We start from the raw sequence: 23,490 nt of genomic DNA on the forward strand, positions 1-23,490 counted from the left end.
GACGATTTTGTCCGCACACAACACGCATCTTTCATTCTTTTGACACAAAAAATCAAAATAGCCACATGGTTAATTTCTTAAATTGTTTAATGCGCAAATAAATTATGAAAAGCATGAGCAGACAACTGGACGGGAACCTGCCTCCCTGTAATAAGGCAGCAGAACGAAAGAACAGGATTCTTTCTTTATTATTCTTTTTTATGGCGTTTATATCTGTACAGGTATATGCGCAAGACATTAAAGTCTCTGGTACCGTTATCTCCGGAGCAGATAATTACCCGATCATCGGGGCTAACATTCTAGTAAAAGGGACTACCATCGGTACTATTACAGATGTAGACGGTAACTTCTCATTTGAAGCTCCCCAGGGTTCTACATTAGTCATTTCTTACATTGGCTACCAGGCACAGGAAATAAAAGTGAACGGAAATGCTCCTATTAAAGTCATTCTGTCTGAAGATTCCGAAAAACTGGATGAGGTAGTTGTTATCGGTTACGGTTCGCAGAAGAAATCGGATATGACAGGCGGTATCGTAGCAGTAGGTAACGAGAAGTTACAGATGGTTACTACCAACAACCTGATGGATAAACTGGCAGGCCAGGTTCCGGGATTGAACATCACAATGGAAAAGGCAAGTCCTTCGGAAGACCAGGTATTGCGTGTTCGTGGTGAAAACTCACTGACAGCCGACAACTCTCCGTTGATCGTATTGGACGGTATTCCTTACAGCGGTTCATTGGGAGACATCGACCCGGATAATATCGAAAACCTGTCTGTATTGAAAGATGCATCTTCAGCCGCCATCTACGGTTCACGTGGTGCCAACGGTGTAATCCTGATCCAGACAAAGAAAGGTAAGAAAGGAACAGCTACCGTATCCTACAAAGGACAGGTTGGTTTCTCACAACCGGAACGCCGCGTCGATGTAATGAAAGGTCCGGAATACGTAAAATTCCTTCAGGACCAGTGGGCTTATATGAACTATAACGGAGTGATCAAAAATCCGGAAGATATTCTGAACGTCAGTGAAATCGAGAACTGGAAGAACGGTATCGAAACAGACTGGCAGGATCAGATCTTTAGAAACGCATTGACCAACAGCCACCAGCTCAGTGTATCGGGCGGTACGGAAAAGACCACTTACATGGCCTCTATCTCACGTCTGAATCAGGAAGGTGTAGTTAAAGATACCGGCATGAAGCGTACCAATGTATCATTGAACATTACCCAGCAATTAGGTAGCTGGCTGACTATCGGTATGGCTACACAAGCTGCTTTGAAAGAATACGGCGGCGTACAGGCAGGCATTTCCGACGCTCTTTGTCAGTCTCCTTACGGCCAGCCTTATAATAGCGACGGTTCGTTGAATTTCTATCCGATGGATCAGACTTTACACGCCAATCCGCTGGCAGACCTGGATGCCACAAGCGATAAGACTTCGCGCAACATTTTCGTATCTGCTTATGCAGATATCAAACTTCCGGTAAAAGGACTGAGCTTCCGTACGAACTTCGGTTACAACTACCGCAATAAATTCGAAGGTTCTTATTACGGACGTAATACGGTGACCGGTAAAGCGAAAAACGGTTCTGCCGCAATCAAGAACCAGCACGACTGGGATTATACCTGGGAAAATGTATTAAAATATGAACTTCAGGTAGGTAAACATAAATTCGATGCAACCGGTTTGTTCAGTATGCAGCAGACTTCACAGGAAATATCCGAACAGAAAGGTACCAGCTTCGTAAACGACGATTCCGAATACCACAACATGGCAGGTGCTGAAGAAAACAAGACGGTTACTTCCGAACTGACTGAAACAGCCATGCTTTCTTATATGTTACGTTTGAACTACAACTATGCCAACAAATATTTGTTTACTGCAACAGGCCGTTCAGACGGTTACTCTGCATTCGGTGAGAATAACAAATATGCATTCTTCCCGTCATTGGCTGCTGCCTGGAACTTGTCTTCCGAAGAATTTATGGAAAATACGAACAGCTGGCTGGATATGTTGAAAGTACGTGTGTCATGGGGTTCCAACGGTAACCAGGCTATCAAAGCTTATCAGACATTAGACCGTTTGAAACTGACAAACTACATCTGGGGTGATAAGGGAACAACCGTTAATGGTGTGATCCTGTCATACAACGCCATCGGTAACCCGAACCTGAAATGGGAAACGACCCGCACAGTCAATGCCGGTGTCGACTTCAGCTTCTTCAACAGCCGTCTGTCCGGTAGCATCGACGTCTATGTTTCGAATACTTCCGATCTGTTGATGAACCGTACGGTTCCTATCATGAACGGTTACAACTCCATCCTGGACAATGTGGGTAAAACACGCAACAAAGGTGTCGAACTGGCTTTGAACTCAGTGAACATGGAAAGTAAGGACTTCCGTTGGAGCACCAGCTACAACTTCTCGTTGAACCGTGATAAGATCGTCGAACTTCGCGGAGACGGCAAAGACGATATCACCAACAAATGGTTTATCGGCGAACCGGTAAGAGCTTACTACGACTATAAGGTAGTCGGTACATGGCAGGAAGACGATAACTTCCTGAATGCAGACGGAAAAGAAATACAGAAAGGTGCAAAACCCGGACATGCTAAACTGGAAGATGTAGATGGCGACGGTACAATCACAGCCAAAGACAAACAAATCATCGGTTCCAAATCACCGAGCTTCACCATGTCATTAGGCAACACATTTGCATATAAAAACTTCACATTCTCCTTCCTGTTGAACGGTGTATTCGGCGCATGGAAAGAAATGATCGATTACAACTTCGACCGTTGGAGTTCTAAATACAATTACATCAGTGGTATGGATTACTGGACTCCGGAAAACCCGACAAACGCTATGACCTCTCCGGGTTATGTTCCTTACGACAAACATTCATTCTACAAAAAGATGAATTATGTACGTATCAAAAATATCTCATTAGGTTACAACTTGCCTAAGACTCTTCTTAACCCGATCGGGGTGTCTGCTTTGAACGTTAACGTAAGTGTTAACAACCTGTATACATTCAGTAATGTAAAGAATGCGTTGAACTTTGACGGAACAGACTACAATGCAAACATTGTCTCTTGTTATCCGACAGCCCGTTCTTATATGCTGGGTTTAAATCTTACTTTCTAATCTCATAAACAAAGACAGAATATGAAAAATATATTAGCCGCTGCAGCTGCAGCATTTTTACTGATCACAACGACAGGCTGCTCCGACTTCCTGCACGAAGATCTGAAAAAGGAATTGGCTCCTGATAATACCTATACCAGTACTTATGGTTTCCAGGTTGGTGTAAACGGATTGTATGCCTGGGCACGTTCTGAATTTAACACCTGGGGTACTTCACCGACAACTTTAGGACAGGCTTGTCCGTACGAATCGTTCCAAGTGGCAACAGACATTGTATACACCGGTCATAAAGATGGCTCGCTGGTTCCTTTCGAAACATTAGCTATCACTCCTTCGCTGACATTCGTTGAAAACTATTGGAAATGGTCTTACGGATTGATCGCATCTGTCAACGAACTATTGACTTATGCCGATAAAAACGAAAACTGGAATGCACCAACAGATAAAATCGGTTTCCAGGCTGAAGCTCGTTTCTTCCGTGCCTATGCTTACCGCTATCTAGTTTATCTGTACGGAGATGTTCCTTATATAGATAAAATTGAAAGCGATTTTCGCATCGACTTCACCCGTACACCGAAAGCCGAAGTGTTGAACCACATGATCGAGGATTTGACATTTGCTGCAGATAATTTGCCGGAGAATCCGGATAATGTAAATGAAGTCGGTAAATTGACCAAATGGGCCGCTATTCAACTATTATCTGAAGTATACTTAATGGCCGGACAATACGATAAGGCTGAAGCTGCTGCTAAACAAGTGATCGATTGCGGTTATTTCCGTTTGATGACAGAACGTTTCGGTGTAAACAAATCAGCACCGGGCGATGTATTCTCCGATATGTTCCTTGAATATAATCAGAACCGTACAGCCGGTAATATGGAAACTATTTGGGTAATGCAGTTGGAATATAATACACCTGGAGGTGGTGATTCTAACGAAGACTGGACTAAACGTGCATGGGTTCCCAAATACTGGAACGAAACAGGTTTCGTATTATGTGACTCACTGGGTGGTCGTGGTCTGGCTCAGATCGTTCCGTTCAAATGGTGGATCGAAAGTGAAGACTTCTATGCTCCTACGGATATACGTAATTCTAAATACAGTATTAAGAGAGACTGGTATTACAACAATCCGGCAACTCCCGAACTGTTTGGCAAAAAATGTGAGATAACAGAAGAAACATGGTCTAAATGCTCTGTTTTCCCAACCATCACAAAGTTCAACTATGGTAAAACAGACGACGATCCTTCTTATGGTGGCAATAACAAAGACCGCATGAAGTTCCGCCTGGCAGAAACTTACCTGCTGTTGGCCGAAGCTCGTTTACAACAAGGTAACGCACAGGGCGCAGCCGAAGCAATTAACGTAGTACGCAAACGTGCCGGCGCTCCGGAAATCACAGCATCCCAGGCAACAATAGACTTCCTGCTGGATGAACGTATTCGTGAATTAGTAGGTGAAGAACTACGTCGCTTCACATTGGTTCGTACCGGCAAACTGGTTGAACGTACGAGAAAATACAACTCTTACAGCAACAAAATAGATGAGCATAATACTTTGTGGCCAATTCCACAATCTATTATCGATTCTAACACAGGTGCTGACTTCCCGCAGAATCCGGGTTATTAATTACTACAATAAAATAAGGGGCATCTACAGGCAATGTATTTGCCCCTTATTTCTCTCCTTTCAAATTCCAAGAAAACATAATATCATGAGATACCTACTGCTAATAATAAGTTTATATATATCCTCTATCCTCAGCTTATCTGCCCAGGATTGGCTGATCGACGGTTCTTCTTATAAATCTGCTGTACAAACAACGCACGAAGGGAAACGTCTCGAACTAACAAACGGCCTCCTGCGCCGTACTTTTCTTCTTACACCCAACGCTGCAACAATAGCCCTCGACAACCTGATGACCGGACAAAATGAATTACGTGCTGTCCGTCCCGAAGCCTTACTCGTCATTAACGGAAAAGAATATCCTGTCGGAGGATTGACCGGACAACCCGTCAACAACTTCCTGACAGAAGAATTTATTAATAACATGCAGGTTTGCGACTCCACTTTTACATTAGTCGATTATCAAATAAGCGAAAGCAAAGAGCGTTTCCCCTGGAAACCAAACTCGCAATGGATATCCAACTTATATCCCTGGCCTGCTCCGGGAAAACGAATCACCTTCAACTATCAGGCTCCGGCAAAAGCACCCCAGGAATGTAAAGACCTGAAAGTTCGCGTCATCTACGAATTATATGATGGGGCTCCCATCCTAGCCAAATGGATCGAAATAGATAATAAAGGAACAGAAACGATCACACTCGACTCCTTCAAGTCGGAAATACTGGCACTGGTGGAAACCGCCCCCAAAGTGCATTATGGTGAACCTCACGAAGTCCGTATGATGGCACAGGAACCGGGTACTTACACGAATGATTTCCGCAAACAACCGGTACAGACAGATGCCCCACGCGATTATATCGACCGTTTTACCCAACTGTTCGTCGTAACCGATTACGCAATGGGCGGAGATATGGAAGCGATGAAAGACAATCCGGCCGTACGCTGGGTATTCGATCATCCGGAATATGAATTTACCGGTATTCGTTATTATGGCCAATATAAACCGGCCCGCCTCGAAGTAACACCTTTACTCGGTCCGGGACTGGATATCAAAGCCGGAGAAAGCTTCGATTCTTGCACGGCTTTTGAAATGCTTCGCGATGCCACCGACCAGGAACGACGCGGACTGGCAGAATGTAAATTCTGGCGTATGATGGCTCCGTGGACACAAGAAAATCCTATATTTATGCATGTACGCCAATCGGATAATGAAGCTGTCAAACAGGCGATCGATCAATGCGCTGCGGTAGGTTTTGAAATGGTAATCATGACTTTCGGCAGTGGTTTTAAAATCGAAAATGATTCCTCATCCTATTTACAACGCATGAAAGAACTGAGCGATTATGCCGCCCAAAAGGGCATTGCCATCGGAGGTTATTCCCTCTTGGCAAGCCGGGGAGCAACAGACAAAGACGCCGCAATCAGTCATAAAACCGGGAAACCGGCCAACACACGTGAAGAAGGTAGCCGTTTTGGCGTATCTCCCTGCATCGCATCCGATTGGGGAGATACCTACTTCCGTAAATTACAGAACTTCTTTACAACAACGGGGATGAATGTATTCGAAAACGACGGTTCATATCCCGGTGATCCTTGTGCTTCGACATCACATAGCGGTCATAAAGGATATCTCGATTCACAGTGGACACAATGGAAAAAAATCAGTCAGTTCTATCGTTGGTGTCGGGCCAACGGTGTTTATCTGAATGTACCGGACTGGTACTTCCTGAGCGGTTCCAACAAAACACCGATGGGATATGTCGAAACAAACTGGTCGTTATCCCGTGCTTATCAGGAGATTATCGAACGGCAAAATATCTATGACGGTACCTGGCAGAAAACACCCAGCATGGGCTTTATGTTCGTACCCCTTACCCAATACCACGGAGGAGGTGAAGCTGCTACGATCGAACCGTTGAATGAACATCTGGACCATTACGAGACACGCCTCCGGAACCTGTTTGGAGCAGGAGTACAGGCTTGCTACCGCGGTCCTCGCCTGTATGATACCGATGCTACGAAAGAGCTTGTTAATAAATGGGTTTCTTTCTACAAGAAATACCGTCAGATACTGGACTCCGATATTATTCATCTGCGCCGCCCCGACGGACAAGACTGGGACGGCATCATGCATGTCAATCCGGCTTTGAAGCAGAAAGGTTTCATATCCGTTTATAATCCGCTGAATACTCCTATCCGGAAAGAAATCAGAATACCTCTCTATTATACCGGACTGACCGACAAAGTAACTATTAAGGAACAAGATCAGAACGTGCAGGTATATGTCTTGGAACGCGACTATTCCGTCACGATCCCTATCACCATTCCGGCGAAAGGATATAACTGGTACATCGTCGAATAAACCGATTTGTATAACCATATAATATAAAAATCATGAATATCAATAACACACCAGCCAAACGTCTGATCCTTTGTTTATCGTTCGGCATCCTACCGATGTTGAATGCAGGCAACAGCAGCTTACAGGCTTCCATGCCCCATCCTGCCAAAAATCAGAAAAAAATATATCACAAAGGCTGGATCGACTTGAATAAGAACGGTCAGAAAGATATCTACGAAGATCCTTCCCAGCCTATCGACAAACGGGTAGAAGACCTTCTCAGGCAAATGACAATAGAAGAAAAAACTTGTCAACTCGGAACCATCTACGGATATGGTGCTGTCCTTAAAGACACATTACCTACCGGTGAATGGAAAACCCGTATCTGGAAAGACGGCATTGGAAATATCGACGAACATCTGAACGGGGAATGGAAACGTACCTCACTGGATTTTCCTTATTCCAATCACGCAGAAGCGATGAATAAGGTACAGGCATTCTTTGTGGAAGAAACCCGACTGGGTATTCCTGCCGATCTGACCAATGAAGGTATCCGGGGATTGAAACATGAAAAATCCACCTTCTTTCCGGCACAGATCGGACAAGGCTGTACCTGGGATAAAGACTTGATACGGGAAATCGGACGTATTACCGGAGAAGAAGCCAAAGTACTCGGATATACAAACGTCTACTCTCCCATTCTCGATCTGTCACGCGATCCGCGTTGGGGCCGTACTGTTGAAAGTTACGGTGAGGACTCCTATCTGGTTGGCGAACTGGGACGCCAGCAAGTACTCGGTATCCAAAGTAACCGGGTTGTCTCTACTCCGAAACATTTTGCCATTTACGGTGTGCCGGCCGGTGGCCGCGACTGTGAGTCGAGAACAGACCCTCACGCCACACCACAGGAAGTACATGAGTTACATCTGGAACCGTTCCGTATTGCTTTTCAGGAAGCCGGGGCTTTAGGAACCATGTGTTCACACAATGATTATAACGGGACTCCCGTCAGTGCCAGTCACTATTTACTGACAGAACTGATGCGTGACCAGTGGGGATTCAAGGGATATATCGTATCCGACAGTTGGTCTATCAGCAAGAATGTCGATTTCTATCATATCGTTTCCACACCCGAAGAGGCGGTTGCCAGCGAATTGAATGCCGGCCTGAATATCCGTACCTTCTTTGAAGAATCGGAAGTGTTTATCGAAACATTGAGGAACGCTCTGAAAAAAGGATTGGTAGACGAAAAGACATTAGATCAGCGCGTCCGCGAAGTACTCTATGTCAAGTTCTGGCTGGGACTTTTCGATGAGCCGTATGTAAAAGATACCAAGCTGGCCGATAAAGTGGTAAACAGTGATAAGAACCGGGAAGTATCCCTTCGTGCTGCACGCGAGTCGATCGTTCTCCTGAAAAACGAGAACAATACGCTTCCTTTATCGAAAGATATCAGGAATATTGCAGTGATCGGCCCACAAGCCGACGAAGTGAAATCACTGACTTCCCGTTACGGTTCACACAATCCGAATGTAATAACAGGTTTGCAGGGGTTAAAGAATTTATTGGGAGACAACGTAAACCTGATGTATGCCAAAGGATGTAATGTCAGAGACAAGAATTTCCCACAAAGTGATGTAATGTTCTTCGAACTGAGCGATAAAGAAAAAGAAGAAATCGACGAAGCGGTAGAAATAGCTAAAAAAGCAGAAGTAGCCATCGTTTACATAGGCGATGACTTCCGCACGATCGGTGAATCCAGAAGTCGTGTCAACCTGGATTTGTCGGGTAGACAAAAAGAACTGGTACGTGCTGTACAGGCAACCGGAACTCCCGTCGTACTGGTCCTCTTCAACGGACGTCCGGTTACCTTGAACTGGGAAAACGCCAACCTGCCTGCCATTGTGGAAGCATGGTATCCGGGAGAATTTTCCGGACAAGCCGTAGCCGAAGTATTATTCGGCGACTACAATCCCGGAGGTAAACTATCGACAACCTTTCCTAAGTCAGTCGGACAAATCCCCTGGGCTTTCCCCTTCAAGCCGAATGCTACCGGTAAAGGTTTTGCCCGTGTAGATGGTGAACTTTATCCATTCGGTTACGGACTGAGTTATACTACTTTTGAAATCAGTGACCTCCAACCGGCAACAACCCGGATTTCTGATGGCGATACCCTGACCGTAACCTGCAAAGTAAAAAATACAGGAGCCATAAAAGGGGACGAAGTGGTTCAGCTTTATTTGAATGATGAAACATCTTCCATTTCCCGTTTTGAAAAAGAACTATGCGGTTTCGAACGTGTTACTCTGGAACCGGGTGAAGAAAAGACAGTCACTTTCAAAGTAAACCGTCGTGCTTATGGAATGTATAACGACAAAAATGAATTTATTGTAGAACCTGGAAAGTTCTTCCTATTTGCTGGAAACTCATCCAAGTCAACCCCGTTAAATGCTGAATTTTATGTGGAATAAATTAATGATAGGCCTGTTGCTGCTGGTAGGCAGCCAGGCCGCTTTTTCTCAAGTATGGCTAGGTAAAACAGATAAGGATTTTATTCAGTTCGTGAACGATAATAAAGAACGGATAAAAGAGAGTCAATTCACCGATAAGCTTTTTACTATGGTTTATCAGGAAGAAGATGAATTAGGACGGCTTTTCGATGTTACCTACCGTTTTACGATCGATAACAATATATGTACCTCTTATCAACAGATACTTCCCGCCCATAGTTATTGGGCTGCAACCATTCAGGAACAGGCCTCCCAACAAGAGGCAGATGCATCGGGGGAGACCATCGATGTGGATGGAGAGACATTAAACACTCACTATCAATTTGATGATTATGACATGCTGATCTCGATGGAAAACGATCGGTTAATTCTACAATATAATAAGAAATAAGCTGGGAGTAAATCTGAATTAGAACCTGTCTGTAATGTTAAGGGGGCGTAACTGGTTTTACCGGTTACGCCCCCTTATTATTATCTAAATATATGACAGATTATAAATTAGGATTGATAATCGCATCATGATTCGGACAAGGGAAATACAACTTTTCTTCCGTTACATTCTTTACCTTTTCCGGATAATACTGTTGGAAGTATTCTTTCATTGTAGACAGATAAGTACCCCAGCGCACCAGGTTGAAACGATAAATACGTTCGTGAGTCGTTTCCAGTGTCCACTCCTTGCGGATAGCTTCACGGAATGTATCTTTACCCAAACCTGACAAATTATCCAGACCGGCACGTAAACGAAGCTGGTTAACGGCCTCATAAGCTGCAGCAGTCGGACCGTTCACTTCATTCTCAGCCTCAGCAAAAATCAACAATACATCTGCATAACGGATGATCGGTATATACATATCCGTGCGTTTACTGCGCTGAGAGAAATCTTCACGTCCGCCATCACACCATTTTTTACCGTGTGGATACGGACTACCGAAATCTGCGGTCGTATACGTTTTCTTATCCACTGTACTAACTATCTCAGTCAGGAATGTAGCTGCTTTACGTAAGTCTTTATCTTCAAACTTATCCAGATAGGATTGCTGTGTATAAAAGAATCCCCAACCTGACTCTGTTCCGACACTGGTAGGACGCCATTCCGCACCACATTGATTATCTCCCAAACCATCTGCGAAGTTAAAAGCAAAAATCGATTCCTTATTATATCTGTTGTTCACTTTCCACAGATCTTCATAGTTACTCAACAATTCGATACCATAGCTACCCTTATTGTCGATCACTTCTTTTGCCTTTGCTGCCGCTTTAGCCCACATCGTATTATCTTTTACCTGTTCTCCGGCCATCGTAATATAAACCCAGGCTAAAAGAGATTTTGCAGCAGCTACGGTCGGACGCTCAGTCCCTTCACTCCATTTGACAGGCAAATTGGTTTCTGCATATTCCAGGTCTTCAATAATCGACCTATAAATATCGATCGCCGGTGTCTTGGATAAATCTGTCGCACTTGTAAAATCTTCCACCGGAGTATCCAGATAAATCACATCATTGAAAATACGGACCAGATAAAAATAAGACAAGGCACGCATATAACGCGCAGCAGCCACATATTGATTCTTCACATCTTCAGAAACCTTCGATGCATCCGGTACTTTCTGGATCATGATATTAGAGGCATTGATGCAGGCATAGAACTGTTGCCAGGGCTTGTACAAACTTTCATTGTCATCCTGCCAGATCAACGAATTCATTTCATCACGGGGAATATTATTTTTTGTAGCACTCACTACCGCATCTGTCGTCGCTTCTGCAATAAAATTGATATGACGCTCGAAGTTGTTACTACGCCAATACGACATCGCTCCCATCAGCAACATATTACATTCTGATTCTGTGTTCGGCAAATTCTCCGGCGACAGGAAATCTTTCGGCTCTTCCGACAAAAAAGACGAGCAGCTACTTGTAAACAGTAACAAAGAACAGAGGCCGGTTGCGACTATTTTATTGATATATGTTTTCATATTTTATTAACAGTATTAAGATTATTATAATGTAAGATTCAAACCGAAAGTATATGACCGGACAGAAGGATAACTACCTCCGTCAAAACCTAAGTTGTAATTTCCTGTGCGTGAGCTAACTTCAGGATCATAACCGGAATAGCCTGTTATTGTAAATAAGTTCTGTCCACTCAGATAGAAACGCAGGTTGGAAATACCCCATTGGGATGTAATGGATTTAGGTAACGTATAACCGAATGTCAAATTCTTCAGACGGATATATGAGCCATCTTCAACAAAGCGGGTAGACATCGGGCCAGCGCCCTCGTTCAGTGCCTGTTGCGTATTGGAAGTACCTTCTCCTCTCCAGGCATCATTCACGACATATTTAAAAACATTCCCACAAGCAGCAGTACTCGGTGCTGTTCCGAAACTAACATTCATCAGGTTGACGATATCGTTTCCATAAGTTCCCTGGAACATAAAACTTAAATCAAAATTCTTATAAGAGAAATCATTACCGATACCAAAGATGAAATTAGGATTGGCATTACCGATAATCGTACGGTCTGCCGTCGTTATCTTGTGATCACCGTCCAGATCCTTAAACTTAACCCCTCCCACTGCGGCTGTCGAACCGGGTAAAGCATTGACTTCCGCTTCATTCTGATAAATACCGTCGAATATATACCCATAGAAATTACCTAACGGTTCACCCACTTTCACAATACCGGTTTCATTAAAGCTTGAACCTAAAGCACCTCCGGAACCATTGGTATAGAAATACTCATCGTCCCCCAGTTCCAGGACCTTTTCACGGTTTAATGCAAAGTTCAAAGAAGTCGACCATTTGAGCTCTCCTACCAGATTCTGAGTATTCAAAGTAAATTCGAAACCTTTGTTCGACTTACTGCCGATATTCTGAGTCTGAGAAGAATACCCTGTATAATAAGGAAGGATCTTGTCATAATGCAGGTCAATAGTCTTCTTATAATAATAGTCTGCAACCAACGAAATACGTCCTCCGAATACGCTTACATCGAGACCTATATCCGTTTGTTTCGTTGTTTCCCATTTCAAATCAGGATTCGGAACCCGGCCCGGAACCAATGCTACGGCTGAACTTCCATTCAGGACATAGCTAGACGAGCTGAAGCTGGCCAGCGACTGATACGCATCGATTGCCTGGCTACCGGTTTCACCGTAACTGGCACGCAGTTTCAGATTCTGTATCCATGTAAGATCTTTCATGAAATCTTCCTCGCTGATACGCCAGCCCAAGGCGGCCGAAGGAAAATATCCCCACTTATTATTCTTCGCAAACTTGGAAGAACCATCAGCACGGAAACTTACAGATGCAAGATATTTTCCCTTATAGGCATAATTGACACGTCCCAACCAGGATGCTATTGCAGAATGGTTACCACCACTAGTAATCGTCAACAAATTCTTATCGGCCAGTCCCATATTCCAGTAACCGAGCGATTCGATGTCGAAACCTTTTCCACTGTTTGTATTATAGAAATAATCAGAGGCTTCAGCGGTAAAACCGGCCACGACGTTCAATGAATGATCTTTATTAAACACTTTGGAATAAGTCAATGTATTTTCTCCTAACCAGTTCGTCGTTTCCTGATCATTTACATAAGCATAACCATCTCCTTTATAAGACAGAAGATTCTCTCCGGAAACGAACTGGCGTTGTTTTCGGTCGCTATAAGTATATGTCCAGGCGGTCTTGAATCGCAGGTTCTTAATAATCTCCCATTCTAAAAAGGCCGTTCCCTGAAAGTAATTCCGGTATTTGTCTACTATCTGGTCATTGATCAGAGCGGCCGGGTTATTCATCTGCGCACCATCCATCAACGGGCCGCTGAATTTACCATTTTCATCATAAACAGGAACTAACGGACTGAATCCAAGTGCACAAAAAGTGACACCTCCACCATCAGAACCATTCATCTGGTTAACACTTGCACTACTGGAAGAGGAACGTGATGCATTGATCAAAGCACCAACAGTTACTCTTTTACCCAATTGTTGTTCAATGTTCGCACGGATACCGGCACGATTAAAATCAGAGTTCTTAATAATACCCTGGTGCATCAGATAATTACCGGACAGACTATATTTTGTCGTTTCCGATCCACCGCTTACAGAGAGGGAATGCCCTGTCATCGGAGCCGAGCGGAATACCTCATCCTGCCAATCCACATCATTCAAATTGTTCGGATCAATCCAGGCCGGTATTTTCATTGAGGTAGAAGGATAGTTGGTTTCCATTTCCTTCAACATACTATACATTTCCGGTCCACTCAACATATCCATCTTTTTGGATATCTGTGATAATGAAATATAACCGCTATAAGAGACTGTCGGTTTACCGGCTTTTCCGCGTTTAGTAGTTACCATAATTACACCATTTGCACCACGGGAACCATAGATAGATGTTGAAGATGCATCCTTCAAAACTTCGATAGATGCAATATCATTCGGATCGATCAAAGCCAGATCTCCACCCAGTACCCCATCGATAACCACCAGTGGCGCATTACTTCCTTTTAACGAGTTTCCACCACGGATAATGATGTTGGGAGATTCACCGGGTGCGGCCACACTATTTTGCACCATAACACCGGCCATTTGTCCCTGCAAAGCCTGGTCAGTACGGGAAATAGAAAGTTTGGTCAGATCCTCTCCTTTCACAGAAGAAAGGGAACCGGTGACATCACTTTTCTTTTGTACACCATAACCCACTACCACTACTTCATCCAGCTTCTCGGAGTCTTCCTGTAATACAATGTTTATTGGAGAACTCCCCTTCACTTTTATTTCCTGCGATTTAAAACCGATATAAGAAACAACCAGAGTCGATCCGGCCGGAGCCTCAAATGAAAAGTTCCCGTCAATATCCGTGATAGAACCGATGGTAGTGCCTTTTACTACGATATTTACTCCGAATAAAGGATCTCCATTTGCATCCTTTACAACTCCACTGACAGGTGAGGACTGTGTGATTTCATTTACAATGCCTGTTTTTTCAGCCTTCGCCATATCAGGCATAAGGATGGGAGACAGACACATCGTTATGCCTAAAGCACAACTTCTCATGTACATGTTATTCATAATACAGCTATTAAGATTAATACTATTCGTGTGTTATTTTTCTGTGGCAAATGTAGGGCCGGAAAACTTTCGACTATTTAAAAATCCTCTCTTTTGTGTTCAATTATATTCCATAACAATAATAAAAGCCGCTGATCAGGCGGCTTTTAGGGGTATTCACGAATATTTCGATTTATTCTTTGTCTGAAACAGATTTATTGCGCTGTACATATTCGGTCGGTGATATGCCATATACATTTTTAAAGCAAGTCGCAAAATAAGCATGGGAGTTAAAGCCGACACTTACGGCAACTTCAGATACATTCATCTCTGTCTCAAGAAACATCTTTGCCGCCACTTCCATACGCTTGTTACGTATCAGGTCTATTGGTGAAAGATTTGTTATCGCTTTCAACTTCCGATATAAATTGGCACGTCCCATGCCAATTCCGTTACATAACATTTCAATATTAAATTCCGGGTTGGATATATTCTGTTCGATCACTCCAAAAAACTTCTGCATAAATATTTCATCTGCGGAAGTCGTCTCGATCCCCAACGATTCCAAAGAGAACTTTTTGCCATACAACTCTTTTAGCCGTTCGCGGGATGACAACAGATTACATATACGGGAAATCAATATCTCCATATTGAACGGTTTTACGATATAATCGTCCGCCCCGCTCTGGAACCCCTCTTTAATATGCATAACCATCGACTTCGCAGTGATGATGATAACAGGGATATGCCCTGTCCGCAAGTCCTGTTTAACCAAAGAACAAAGTTGCAAACCATCCATCTTCGGCATCATAATATCGCTGACAACCAGATCAGGCATAACTTCCGTTATCTTACCGAATGCATCTTCCCCATTATCTGCTTCCAAAACATCAAAATGTCTTTCAAGCCGCTCCCGGATATACCGACGTACTTCATCGTTATCTTCTGCCAACAGTACTGTGTAACGTTTCCTCAGATCTGAAACAGATATATCCGGAAGTTCTTCCTGTTCCGGTAAAGATTCAGTCTCCTCTTCCGCGATCTGTTCCTCTTCATAGGTCTCTTTATCTATCGGCAACAATACACGAAATATAGCTCCCTTGGGCGTATTATCTTTCACCCACACAATACCTTTATGCAGTTTAACCACAGACAGGACCAAGCTGAGGCCAATTCCTGTCCCGGTTGTATTTAATTCCTGTTCATCGGCACTCTGATAAAAAGGGGCAAAAATATGATCCTTATCTATATCACTGATCCCCTTTCCGGTATCTTCTATCGACAGGCAGGCATAACGAGATGAAACAGATAGCCCCGCTTCCACCCGACCGGGATAATACTCATTCAATTCAGCCTGCGTAAAAGATTCAAGCCGGACTGTTACCGATTCGCCCGGTGAAGTATGCTTAAAAGCATTTGATAACAGATTAAAAACAACCTTTTCCAGCAAAGCACGGTCAAACCAGGCCTCGATTCCGGACAGGGCCGATTCAAAGTTAAACCGGATATGTTCTTTCACTGCAATCTGGTTGAATGCAATATAAATCTCCTGGGTAAAGAGATACAGGTCATTTCGGGAAACACGCAGTCGCAGATTGCCGCTTTGGTTCTTTCGTAAGTCCATCAACTGATTGACCAGCAGCAGCAACCGTTGTGAATTTGCATAGACCAACCGTAATACATCTTTCAGGCTCGATGCCATATCGACACGTTGAAGCACTTCTTCCAAAGGAGAAAGGATCAAAGTAAGCGGCGTACGCAATTCATGTGAAAAGTTCGTAAACATCCGGATACGGGACTGGTGGAATTCTTCCTGCCGTTGCTGTTCCTTTTGTTTCTCAATCAGGTCATGCTCCAACTTACGCTTCATATGAAGATAATAATAGATAGTATAAATAAGAATCCCAGAGATCAACAGATAAAACAAGTAAGCGTACCAGGTTTGCCAAAGCGGCGTAAGAATATGGACCGGGACAGAACGTCCTTCCTCATTCCACACCCCATCATTATTAGAGGCTCTGACCCGAAAAATATACTCACCGGGTCTGATATTCGTATAAAAGGCCTCCTTACGGGTCCCCACCTCATTCCAGTCTTTATCGTATCCTTCCAATTTATAGGCATATTGATTCTGGTTAGGATAAAGATAGTTCAACGCGGTATATCCGATCGAAAAGTTATTCTGATTATACTTCAGCTTTATTCCGGAAGTGTAATCAACAACCTCACCCAAAATACCTGACTGGTCATCGGGAGTGATCAACTTATTATTCACGGTCAGAGAAGTAAAAGATACCGGCGGGACAAAAGAGTTCTTCTCCAACTTATCCGGATAAAAAGAGATAAAACCATTATCGCCACTAAAGCAAATCCTACCGTCAGGCAGTCGAATTCCTCCTTTTATACTGAATTCATTGACAGGTATCTCACTTTGACTGCTGTAATTAGTAAAACTCCGGGTATCCGGATCAAAAGAAGAAATACCTTTACTGGTACTTAGCCATATTTTTCCATCATCACCCGCAATAACAGAATTGATATTATCGTCAGAAAGGCCATCTTCCGTCGTTAGCCAATCGGTGATTCCTTTTTCCTCATCAAACAAGCATAAACCACCTCCATACGTACCGACCCAGATACGTCCTTCCATATCTCTGATGATCGACGTCACATGATTATCGTATAGATGTCTCGATCCGGTCTGACGGGTATTATAACGCTCTACTTTCCGGATATTGGAATCATATAAACCAAGGCCTCCCACATGCATTCCAACCAGATAAACACCATTCCTTATTTCCAGAAAACTCCGGAGACTAGGGAAATGGCCGAATATAGTATCTTTCGGAGCCATTCTCTCGTCCGGTAGGAATCGTACAATCCCGTTATTGTCAGTCGTTCCCATCCACAAAGCCCCATCACTACAACGATCGATGGTATAAACACTAAGTATCTTATCAAAAGTATGAAACAATGAAAACTTTTTAGTCCTCGTATCAAAACGATACACAGTACCTTTTTGTGTTCCGCACCAAATCGTATTTCCTTCGATATAGAGAGATTTTATGATATTCCTATCCCCCAACAGATCAGAATGATTATCAAGTAGGTAATGAGAGAAAGAATCTTTATCGATATCATAAGCCAGTAACCCGCGTCCTTCCGAAGCGATCCACAGAATATTAGTTTCCGGTTGATAAGCCATAGCTCCACAAACTCCCGGAAACTGTTCCTGTTCATTTTTTAAACCATGAAAAATAAAACGGCTATTCAAAGGATTACTATAATTCACCCCTCCGGCGTATGTTCCGATCCAAATTGTATTAGCATTATCCACATAGGTCGAATAAATGGAGAAATGACTCAAGCCCCCTTTCCGGGTATCGAAGTCATTATATTTCTGAAAAGAATTATCTTTTAGGTCTATCAGTGTTAATCCATTGAAAGTACCGACTATCACGTAACCGTTATATTCTTCTATCGTACGGATATAGTTATTGCCAAGTGTACTGTTCTCCGTTGTATAACAGGCAACTGTATGTGTATCCCGGTCTATCTTATTTAGACCAGACTCACGGGTACCGATCCAAAGCTGTCCGGTCGAATCTTCATAGATAGCAGAAACAAGATTATCCGTCAATGAACCGGTAGTATTATCTTTCAGGTAATGATCTACCAGGTTTAACTCAGCATCACAAATGTATAGCCCTTTATTAAGAGTTCCGACCAGTAAATTACCTTTGCGATCTTCTTTAATTCGCATGATATAGGTCCGATCCAATTCCCCTTCCAAAGAGACAGGCTGAAAAATATCCTCCTCATAATTATATTGATACAACCCCTTACTCATTGCCACCCAAAGTCTTTGACGGCTATCTACATACACATCGGATATCCACGCCCCATCCACCGGTGATCCGGAAAAAGAAGACAACCCGTTATACGCGATCATACGGTCGGTTTTCAAGTCAAGACGATTCACCCCCCCTGTAGTTCCGATCCATAAATAGCCACGAATATCTTCAGCCAAAGAGGTCACATAATTATTGGAAAGACTCATCGAATCTTTATTACTATGCTTATATACGGTAAAAGATGTACCGTCGAAACGATTCAGGCCATTACGGGTCGCAAACCACATAAAACCTTTATAATCCTGATGAATATTTATAACAGACAACTGCGATAGTCCCTCTTCCAGTTTCAAGGATGAAAAATAAAAAACAGGCTCCGCACCCACTAGCAAACGGCTGAAGCATGCTATAAAGAAAACGATCCAATATGTTTTTTTCATGACATTCAAGCTTTATGCAGCAAAGATAGAAAAAGAAAATCCTTATATTTCATCATCCGGAGATAATAATGATCGCTTTTGATACAATATTACAACTCATCATACCCCATAAACCTATAAATTTGCAGGGTAACTTTAAACGATATCATAACATGAGATATAGAATTCATGTACTTTTTGTCTTATTGGCCTTTTCTGTTTCAGGCATAGCTACTACCAATGCTGATTCATTGTACCAACTACAAATAAACAGATTGAAGGAGCAAATAAACTGGGTCAATCCCGATGCTATCCGCGCTTATCTGGACGACACAAAATCATCATTGGGAGACAAAGCTCCCTCGCTCTATCAAAAATTATCTGAATTGGAGTCACTACTTACAGAAGTAAAATCCAATCTATCAAAAGATATGTCAGAACAGACAATTGCCAATGCAAAGCGCCTATTTTCCCTCAAAAGGGAGATCATACTGGCAAACCCTTTACTGGACATAGATAAGATATTGATAGCCCGTTATCATCTGGGAGACAATGCACGCAAAGCAATGGGACCGTCGCTCGGTACGTCCAATGCAAATTACAATTCCCTTTTCTCCAGTCGCCGTAACGGATACGACGCAGAAATAAGCCAATTATCAAACCTGCGGGGAAATATCCAAAGTCAAACAATCTATAAGCCGGCTACCGATGTGCCGATCTCAGATATGCAACTACACTGGAATGCCGACCGTATCCTGTTCTCTTCATTGGATGAAAACAGGAAATGGCAAATTTACGAGATCAACTCCGACGGTAGCGGCCTTCATCAGAAGATAACCGTAGACGAACCCGACCTGGAGTTCTGCGATGCCAACTATCTGCCGGACGGTAAAATTGTTGCCACCTGCAATATCGGTTATAACGGCGTTCCTTGTGTACACGGCGACGATGTCGTTGCCAACCTCGTTTCGTACGATCCGGAAACAAAAAAGATCCATCGTCTGACATTTGACCAGGACGGGAACTGGGCTCCTATCGTTATTCCTAACGGTCGCCTGATGTACACCCGCTGGGAATATACCGATCTGACCCACTATTTCTCCCGTATCGTTATGCATATGAATCCAGACGGCACGGAAAACAAAGCACTCTATGGCAGCGGGTCTTATTTTCCAAACAGCACATTCGATATGAAACCGTTATCCAAACATAACAGTCGCTTTATCGGTATCATATCCGGACATCACGGTACAGCCCGATCAGGCAGATTGATCATCTTCGACCCGGCCAAGAGCCGCAAAGAAGAAAAAGGGATGATACAGGAACTGCCTTTCAGTAAACGCCCTATCGAACCGATCATCAAAGATGAACTAGTGGAAGGAGTATGGCCTCAGTTCATGAAACCCTATCCGTTGAATGAAAAATATTTCCTGGTCGCCTGCAAACCATCCCCTGATGCCCTTTGGGGGATTTATCTGGTGGATATATTCGACAATCTCACCTTGATAACCGAACAGGAAGGTGAAGGACTGACTGCCCCTATCCCGCTAAAGCAGACAGAAACACCTCCAGTCATCCCATCCAAGATCAAACCGGGAGAAAAGGAAGCAACCGTATTTATTCAAGATATTTATGAAGGTGAAGGCACAGAAGGAGTTCCGCGCGGAACGATCAAGGCTCTCCGTATCTTCGCCTATGAATATGCCTATATCCTTGCCCCCTCCGATCATGACGCGCAAGGTATCCAGAGTGGATGGGACATCAAACGGATTCTCGGAACCGTACCAGTAGAAGAAGATGGCTCCGTCATGTTCAAAATACCAGCCAACACACCGATATCCATTCAACCATTAGATAAAAATGGAGCAGCTGTCCAATGGATGCGAAGCTGGTTGACCGGCATGCCGGGAGAGATCGTATCCTGCACCGGTTGTCATGAGGATCAAAACACCATAGCCATGCCCAAGCGTACAATAGCCTCCACCAGCACTCCCCACGAACTCAAAGTGCCGGAGGGAGGTGTCCGCCCATTCACCTTCCGCCTGGAAGTACAACCCGTACTCGACCGTAACTGTGTTTCCTGCCATAACGGAACAGCAGCCCAACCGGACTTCCGCAAAGATCAGATGGTTACCTATAAACGGGGAATCATGACAAAACTCGAACGCCACTACGAGCAAAGTTATCTCAACCTGCATCCTTACGTATACCGTCAAGGGCCGGAGTCGGATATCTATGTACTTCGTCCGTACGAATATTACGCCAATAACAGCGAACTGATCCGTATCCTGCAAGCCGGACACCACGGCATTAAGATAGCTGAAAAAGACATGCAGACCTTATATACCTGGATTGACCTCAACGCACCTTACTTTGGAGCCTTCACTCAGTTGGATCTGAAAAAAGAGGCACCCAAAAACCAGATAGAGAGACGCATGGAACTGTCTGAGAAATACAGCGGCGTACGGGTAGACTGGCAACAGGAAATTAAAGACTATGCAGCCTGGCTCAAAAATAAAGAAAGCAACAAAACCGATGGTACAACCGGAGCGACGGTTTCATCCGATAAGACAAAAGAAGTCAGGAAGAAAGCCAAAACGGTTAAAGCAAAAGGTTTTCCTTTCAATAAGGAAGAAGCTATAAAAATGCAGGCTGAAACAAACAAAGGTAGCCGGCAACTGACGGTCGCCCCCGGTATTACCTTACAAATGGTTTGGATACCTGCCGGAACTTTTGTTATGGGCGATAATAATATCCCTTCAGCAACCCCGACATTTAAAACACAGGTAAAGAAAGGCTTCTGGATGAGTACCACCGAGATCACCAACGAACAATACGGTGCCCTTTTCCCTGAACACGACAGCCGCTATATCGGCCAGACCTGGAAAGATCATACAACACCTGGTTATGCAGCCAACCTGCCGAAGCAACCGGTCATCCGCGTAAGCTGGAATGAAGCGAACGATTTCTGCAAGAAACTGGGAGAGCAAAACCAATGCACAGTGCTTCTGCCTACCGAAACACAATGGGAATGGGCGGCACGTGCAGGATCTGCCGATGACTTCTGGTTTGGCGATTGCCATGCTGACTTCGGCGCCTATGAAAACCTGGCAGACAGTACGACTGTCGATCTGGCTGTTACCGGTGTAAATCCCAAACCGATGCGCCCCAACGATCCTATGCGTAAATTCTGGGACTTCCTGCCAAAAGAACTGAACGTGAATGATCATCACCTCATATCGGCAGATGTCGCTTCCATGCAACCGAATCCATGGGGATTATATGATATGAACGGAAACGTAGCAGAATGGACCCGTTCCGGATATGTCCCCTATCCCCTGAAAGAAAATAAGGGCAATACAGAAACAGAACAAAAAGTAGTACGCGGTGGCTCCTGGAGGGAACGTCCGAAATATTCCACATCGGCCATTCGTAAAGCGTATTACCCATGGCAACGTCCATTCAATATCGGATTCCGTATTATTATAGAAGAGTAAGTTCTATTTTCTTTTCTTCGTCATTTCTTTATTCACCCGGCGCAGCTTTTCTGCTCCGGTAGTACAATCCGCTGCTTTCGACTTCGGGGCCTTTGGTGGCGAATAAGTTTCAATATTCTTATCCGCCACCATCTGGGATTCGTACCAGGCGATTTTATCTTCACATATCTTACGGGTAATATTTCTCAATATTTCAACACGGGATAAAAGATACTCCAACTGCTCTTTCGTCATTTTAAAAGAACTGTTATAGCGTCCTTCTATATAAGCCTGACATAATAGTTCGAAACATTCTTTTTCAAAAAGAGTATTTTGAGGGAATACAATTAATAACCTACGAGAAAATCCTTTCACCATAGCAGACAACTCTGTCAGTTTATGAATCTTCGGCTTATAGTTCGTACAAACGAGAAGAATAACATAATAATATTTCTCACAGATCTGATGCAGAAGAAAAGCCGCATTCATATAATCCGAATGTGGGAGAAAGTAGGAAGTCAGGGCACCAGTAAGACTTATCGCAGAAGGATAATAATTATTAAACTCGGATTCCGCAATCGTCCGGATCTCATGAAAATTCAACTGACGAGGCTTAGCCAGTTCATACTGTTCATCATTAAACAACAATATTCCATCCTTTACCAGATCCGTAAAGAAATACTGGCTACGCCCCAAGCAGTCATTCAGATATTTGATATTTTCTACAATAAACTGAGGAGGAGTCACATGCGAATAGAACTTCGACATTTCTTCATTATATTCCTCCGTTACTTTAAAACGAAGAATATTCTCCGTCACCTTGTAATTAGAAATAGAAACGACGATCAATATATCAAAATCACTCTGATAAGAAGTACGCACTCCAAACTCGATCCGTTCATCTCAGGTAACATAATCACCACGGGGATAACTTCCATACAAAATCACCATGTTACTAGCCGGGATATGCTTCCGGATCAGTTTCAACAAAAAGGTCAGTTCATGTTGTGTCTGCGCTGAAAAATGTGTTATAGAGTTTTTCATATAGTTCTTCT

The 23,490-nt window shown here is 43.5% G+C and carries 10 protein-coding genes and 1 pseudogene; 6 read left to right on the plus strand and 5 right to left on the minus strand.

Annotated features, from left to right (window positions below; genetic code table 11):
* The first annotated feature begins 113 nt into the window (after positions 1 to 113).
* From BQ7394_RS15635 to BQ7394_RS15655, 5 genes are all read left to right on the plus strand, one after another.
* Positions 114 to 3,149 (plus strand): SusC/RagA family TonB-linked outer membrane protein, encoded by a 3,036-nt coding sequence (locus BQ7394_RS15635; protein ID WP_075560069.1) that lies wholly within the window; start codon positions 114 to 116, stop codon positions 3,147 to 3,149.
* A 21-nt stretch (positions 3,150 to 3,170) separates the two neighbouring features.
* Complete coding sequence (locus BQ7394_RS15640; protein WP_075558277.1) at positions 3,171 to 4,778, plus strand: RagB/SusD family nutrient uptake outer membrane protein; 1,608 nt, start codon at positions 3,171 to 3,173, stop codon at positions 4,776 to 4,778.
* Positions 4,779 to 4,863: 85 nt separating this feature from the next.
* Positions 4,864 to 7,137 (plus strand): hypothetical protein, encoded by a 2,274-nt coding sequence (locus BQ7394_RS15645; protein WP_075558278.1) that lies wholly within the window; start codon positions 4,864 to 4,866, stop codon positions 7,135 to 7,137.
* 32 nt (positions 7,138 to 7,169) lie between these two features.
* Positions 7,170 to 9,587, plus strand: coding sequence for a glycoside hydrolase family 3 C-terminal domain-containing protein (locus BQ7394_RS15650; protein ID WP_075558279.1), 2,418 nt, complete (start codon positions 7,170 to 7,172; stop codon positions 9,585 to 9,587).
* A complete protein-coding gene (locus BQ7394_RS15655; RefSeq protein WP_075560070.1) occupies positions 9,577 to 10,017 on the plus strand; it encodes a hypothetical protein in 441 nt (146 codons plus the stop codon). Before BQ7394_RS15650 ends, BQ7394_RS15655 begins: the two co-directional genes overlap by 11 nt.
* A 100-nt stretch (positions 10,018 to 10,117) precedes the next feature.
* Here the strand turns inward: BQ7394_RS15655 and BQ7394_RS15660 are convergent, their stop codons facing one another.
* The 3 genes from BQ7394_RS15660 to BQ7394_RS15675 all read right to left on the minus strand — a co-directional run bounded on the left by BQ7394_RS15660 (position 10,118) and on the right by BQ7394_RS15675 (position 18,980).
* Positions 10,118 to 11,602: a RagB/SusD family nutrient uptake outer membrane protein gene (locus tag BQ7394_RS15660; RefSeq protein WP_075558280.1), complete on the minus strand. Its 1,485-nt coding sequence runs from the start codon at positions 11,600 to 11,602 to the stop codon at positions 10,118 to 10,120.
* 24 nt (positions 11,603 to 11,626) lie between these two features.
* Complete coding sequence (locus tag BQ7394_RS15665; RefSeq protein WP_075558281.1) at positions 11,627 to 14,707, minus strand: SusC/RagA family TonB-linked outer membrane protein; 3,081 nt, start codon at positions 14,705 to 14,707, stop codon at positions 11,627 to 11,629.
* 172 nt (positions 14,708 to 14,879) lie between these two features.
* Positions 14,880 to 18,980, minus strand: a complete 4,101-nt coding sequence (locus BQ7394_RS15675; protein WP_075558283.1) for a hybrid sensor histidine kinase/response regulator transcription factor — start codon at positions 18,978 to 18,980, stop codon at positions 14,880 to 14,882.
* Positions 18,981 to 19,429: 449 nt separating this feature from the next.
* On the opposite strand from BQ7394_RS15675, the pseudogene BQ7394_RS15680 reads away from it, so the two are divergent.
* Positions 19,430 to 22,456 (plus strand): annotated as a pseudogene (locus BQ7394_RS15680) (SUMF1/EgtB/PvdO family nonheme iron enzyme); the annotation flags it as partial.
* A 3-nt stretch (positions 22,457 to 22,459) separates the two neighbouring features.
* Here BQ7394_RS15680 and BQ7394_RS15685 read toward each other — a convergent pair.
* Positions 22,460 to 23,317 carry a HEPN domain-containing protein gene (locus BQ7394_RS15685; RefSeq protein WP_075558285.1) on the minus strand — a complete coding sequence of 286 codons (858 nt, stop codon included), beginning with the start codon at positions 23,315 to 23,317 and terminating at the stop codon, positions 22,460 to 22,462.
* Between the two features lie 21 nt (positions 23,318 to 23,338).
* Positions 23,339 to 23,479, minus strand: coding sequence for a nucleotidyltransferase family protein (locus BQ7394_RS26555; protein ID WP_317043291.1), 141 nt, complete (start codon positions 23,477 to 23,479; stop codon positions 23,339 to 23,341).
* Between the last annotated feature and the right edge of the window lie 11 nt (positions 23,480 to 23,490).

It is taken from the genome of Parabacteroides timonensis (assembly GCF_900128505.1).
In the GTDB taxonomy this organism is placed as follows: Bacteria; Bacteroidota; Bacteroidia; order Bacteroidales; family Tannerellaceae; genus Parabacteroides; species Parabacteroides timonensis.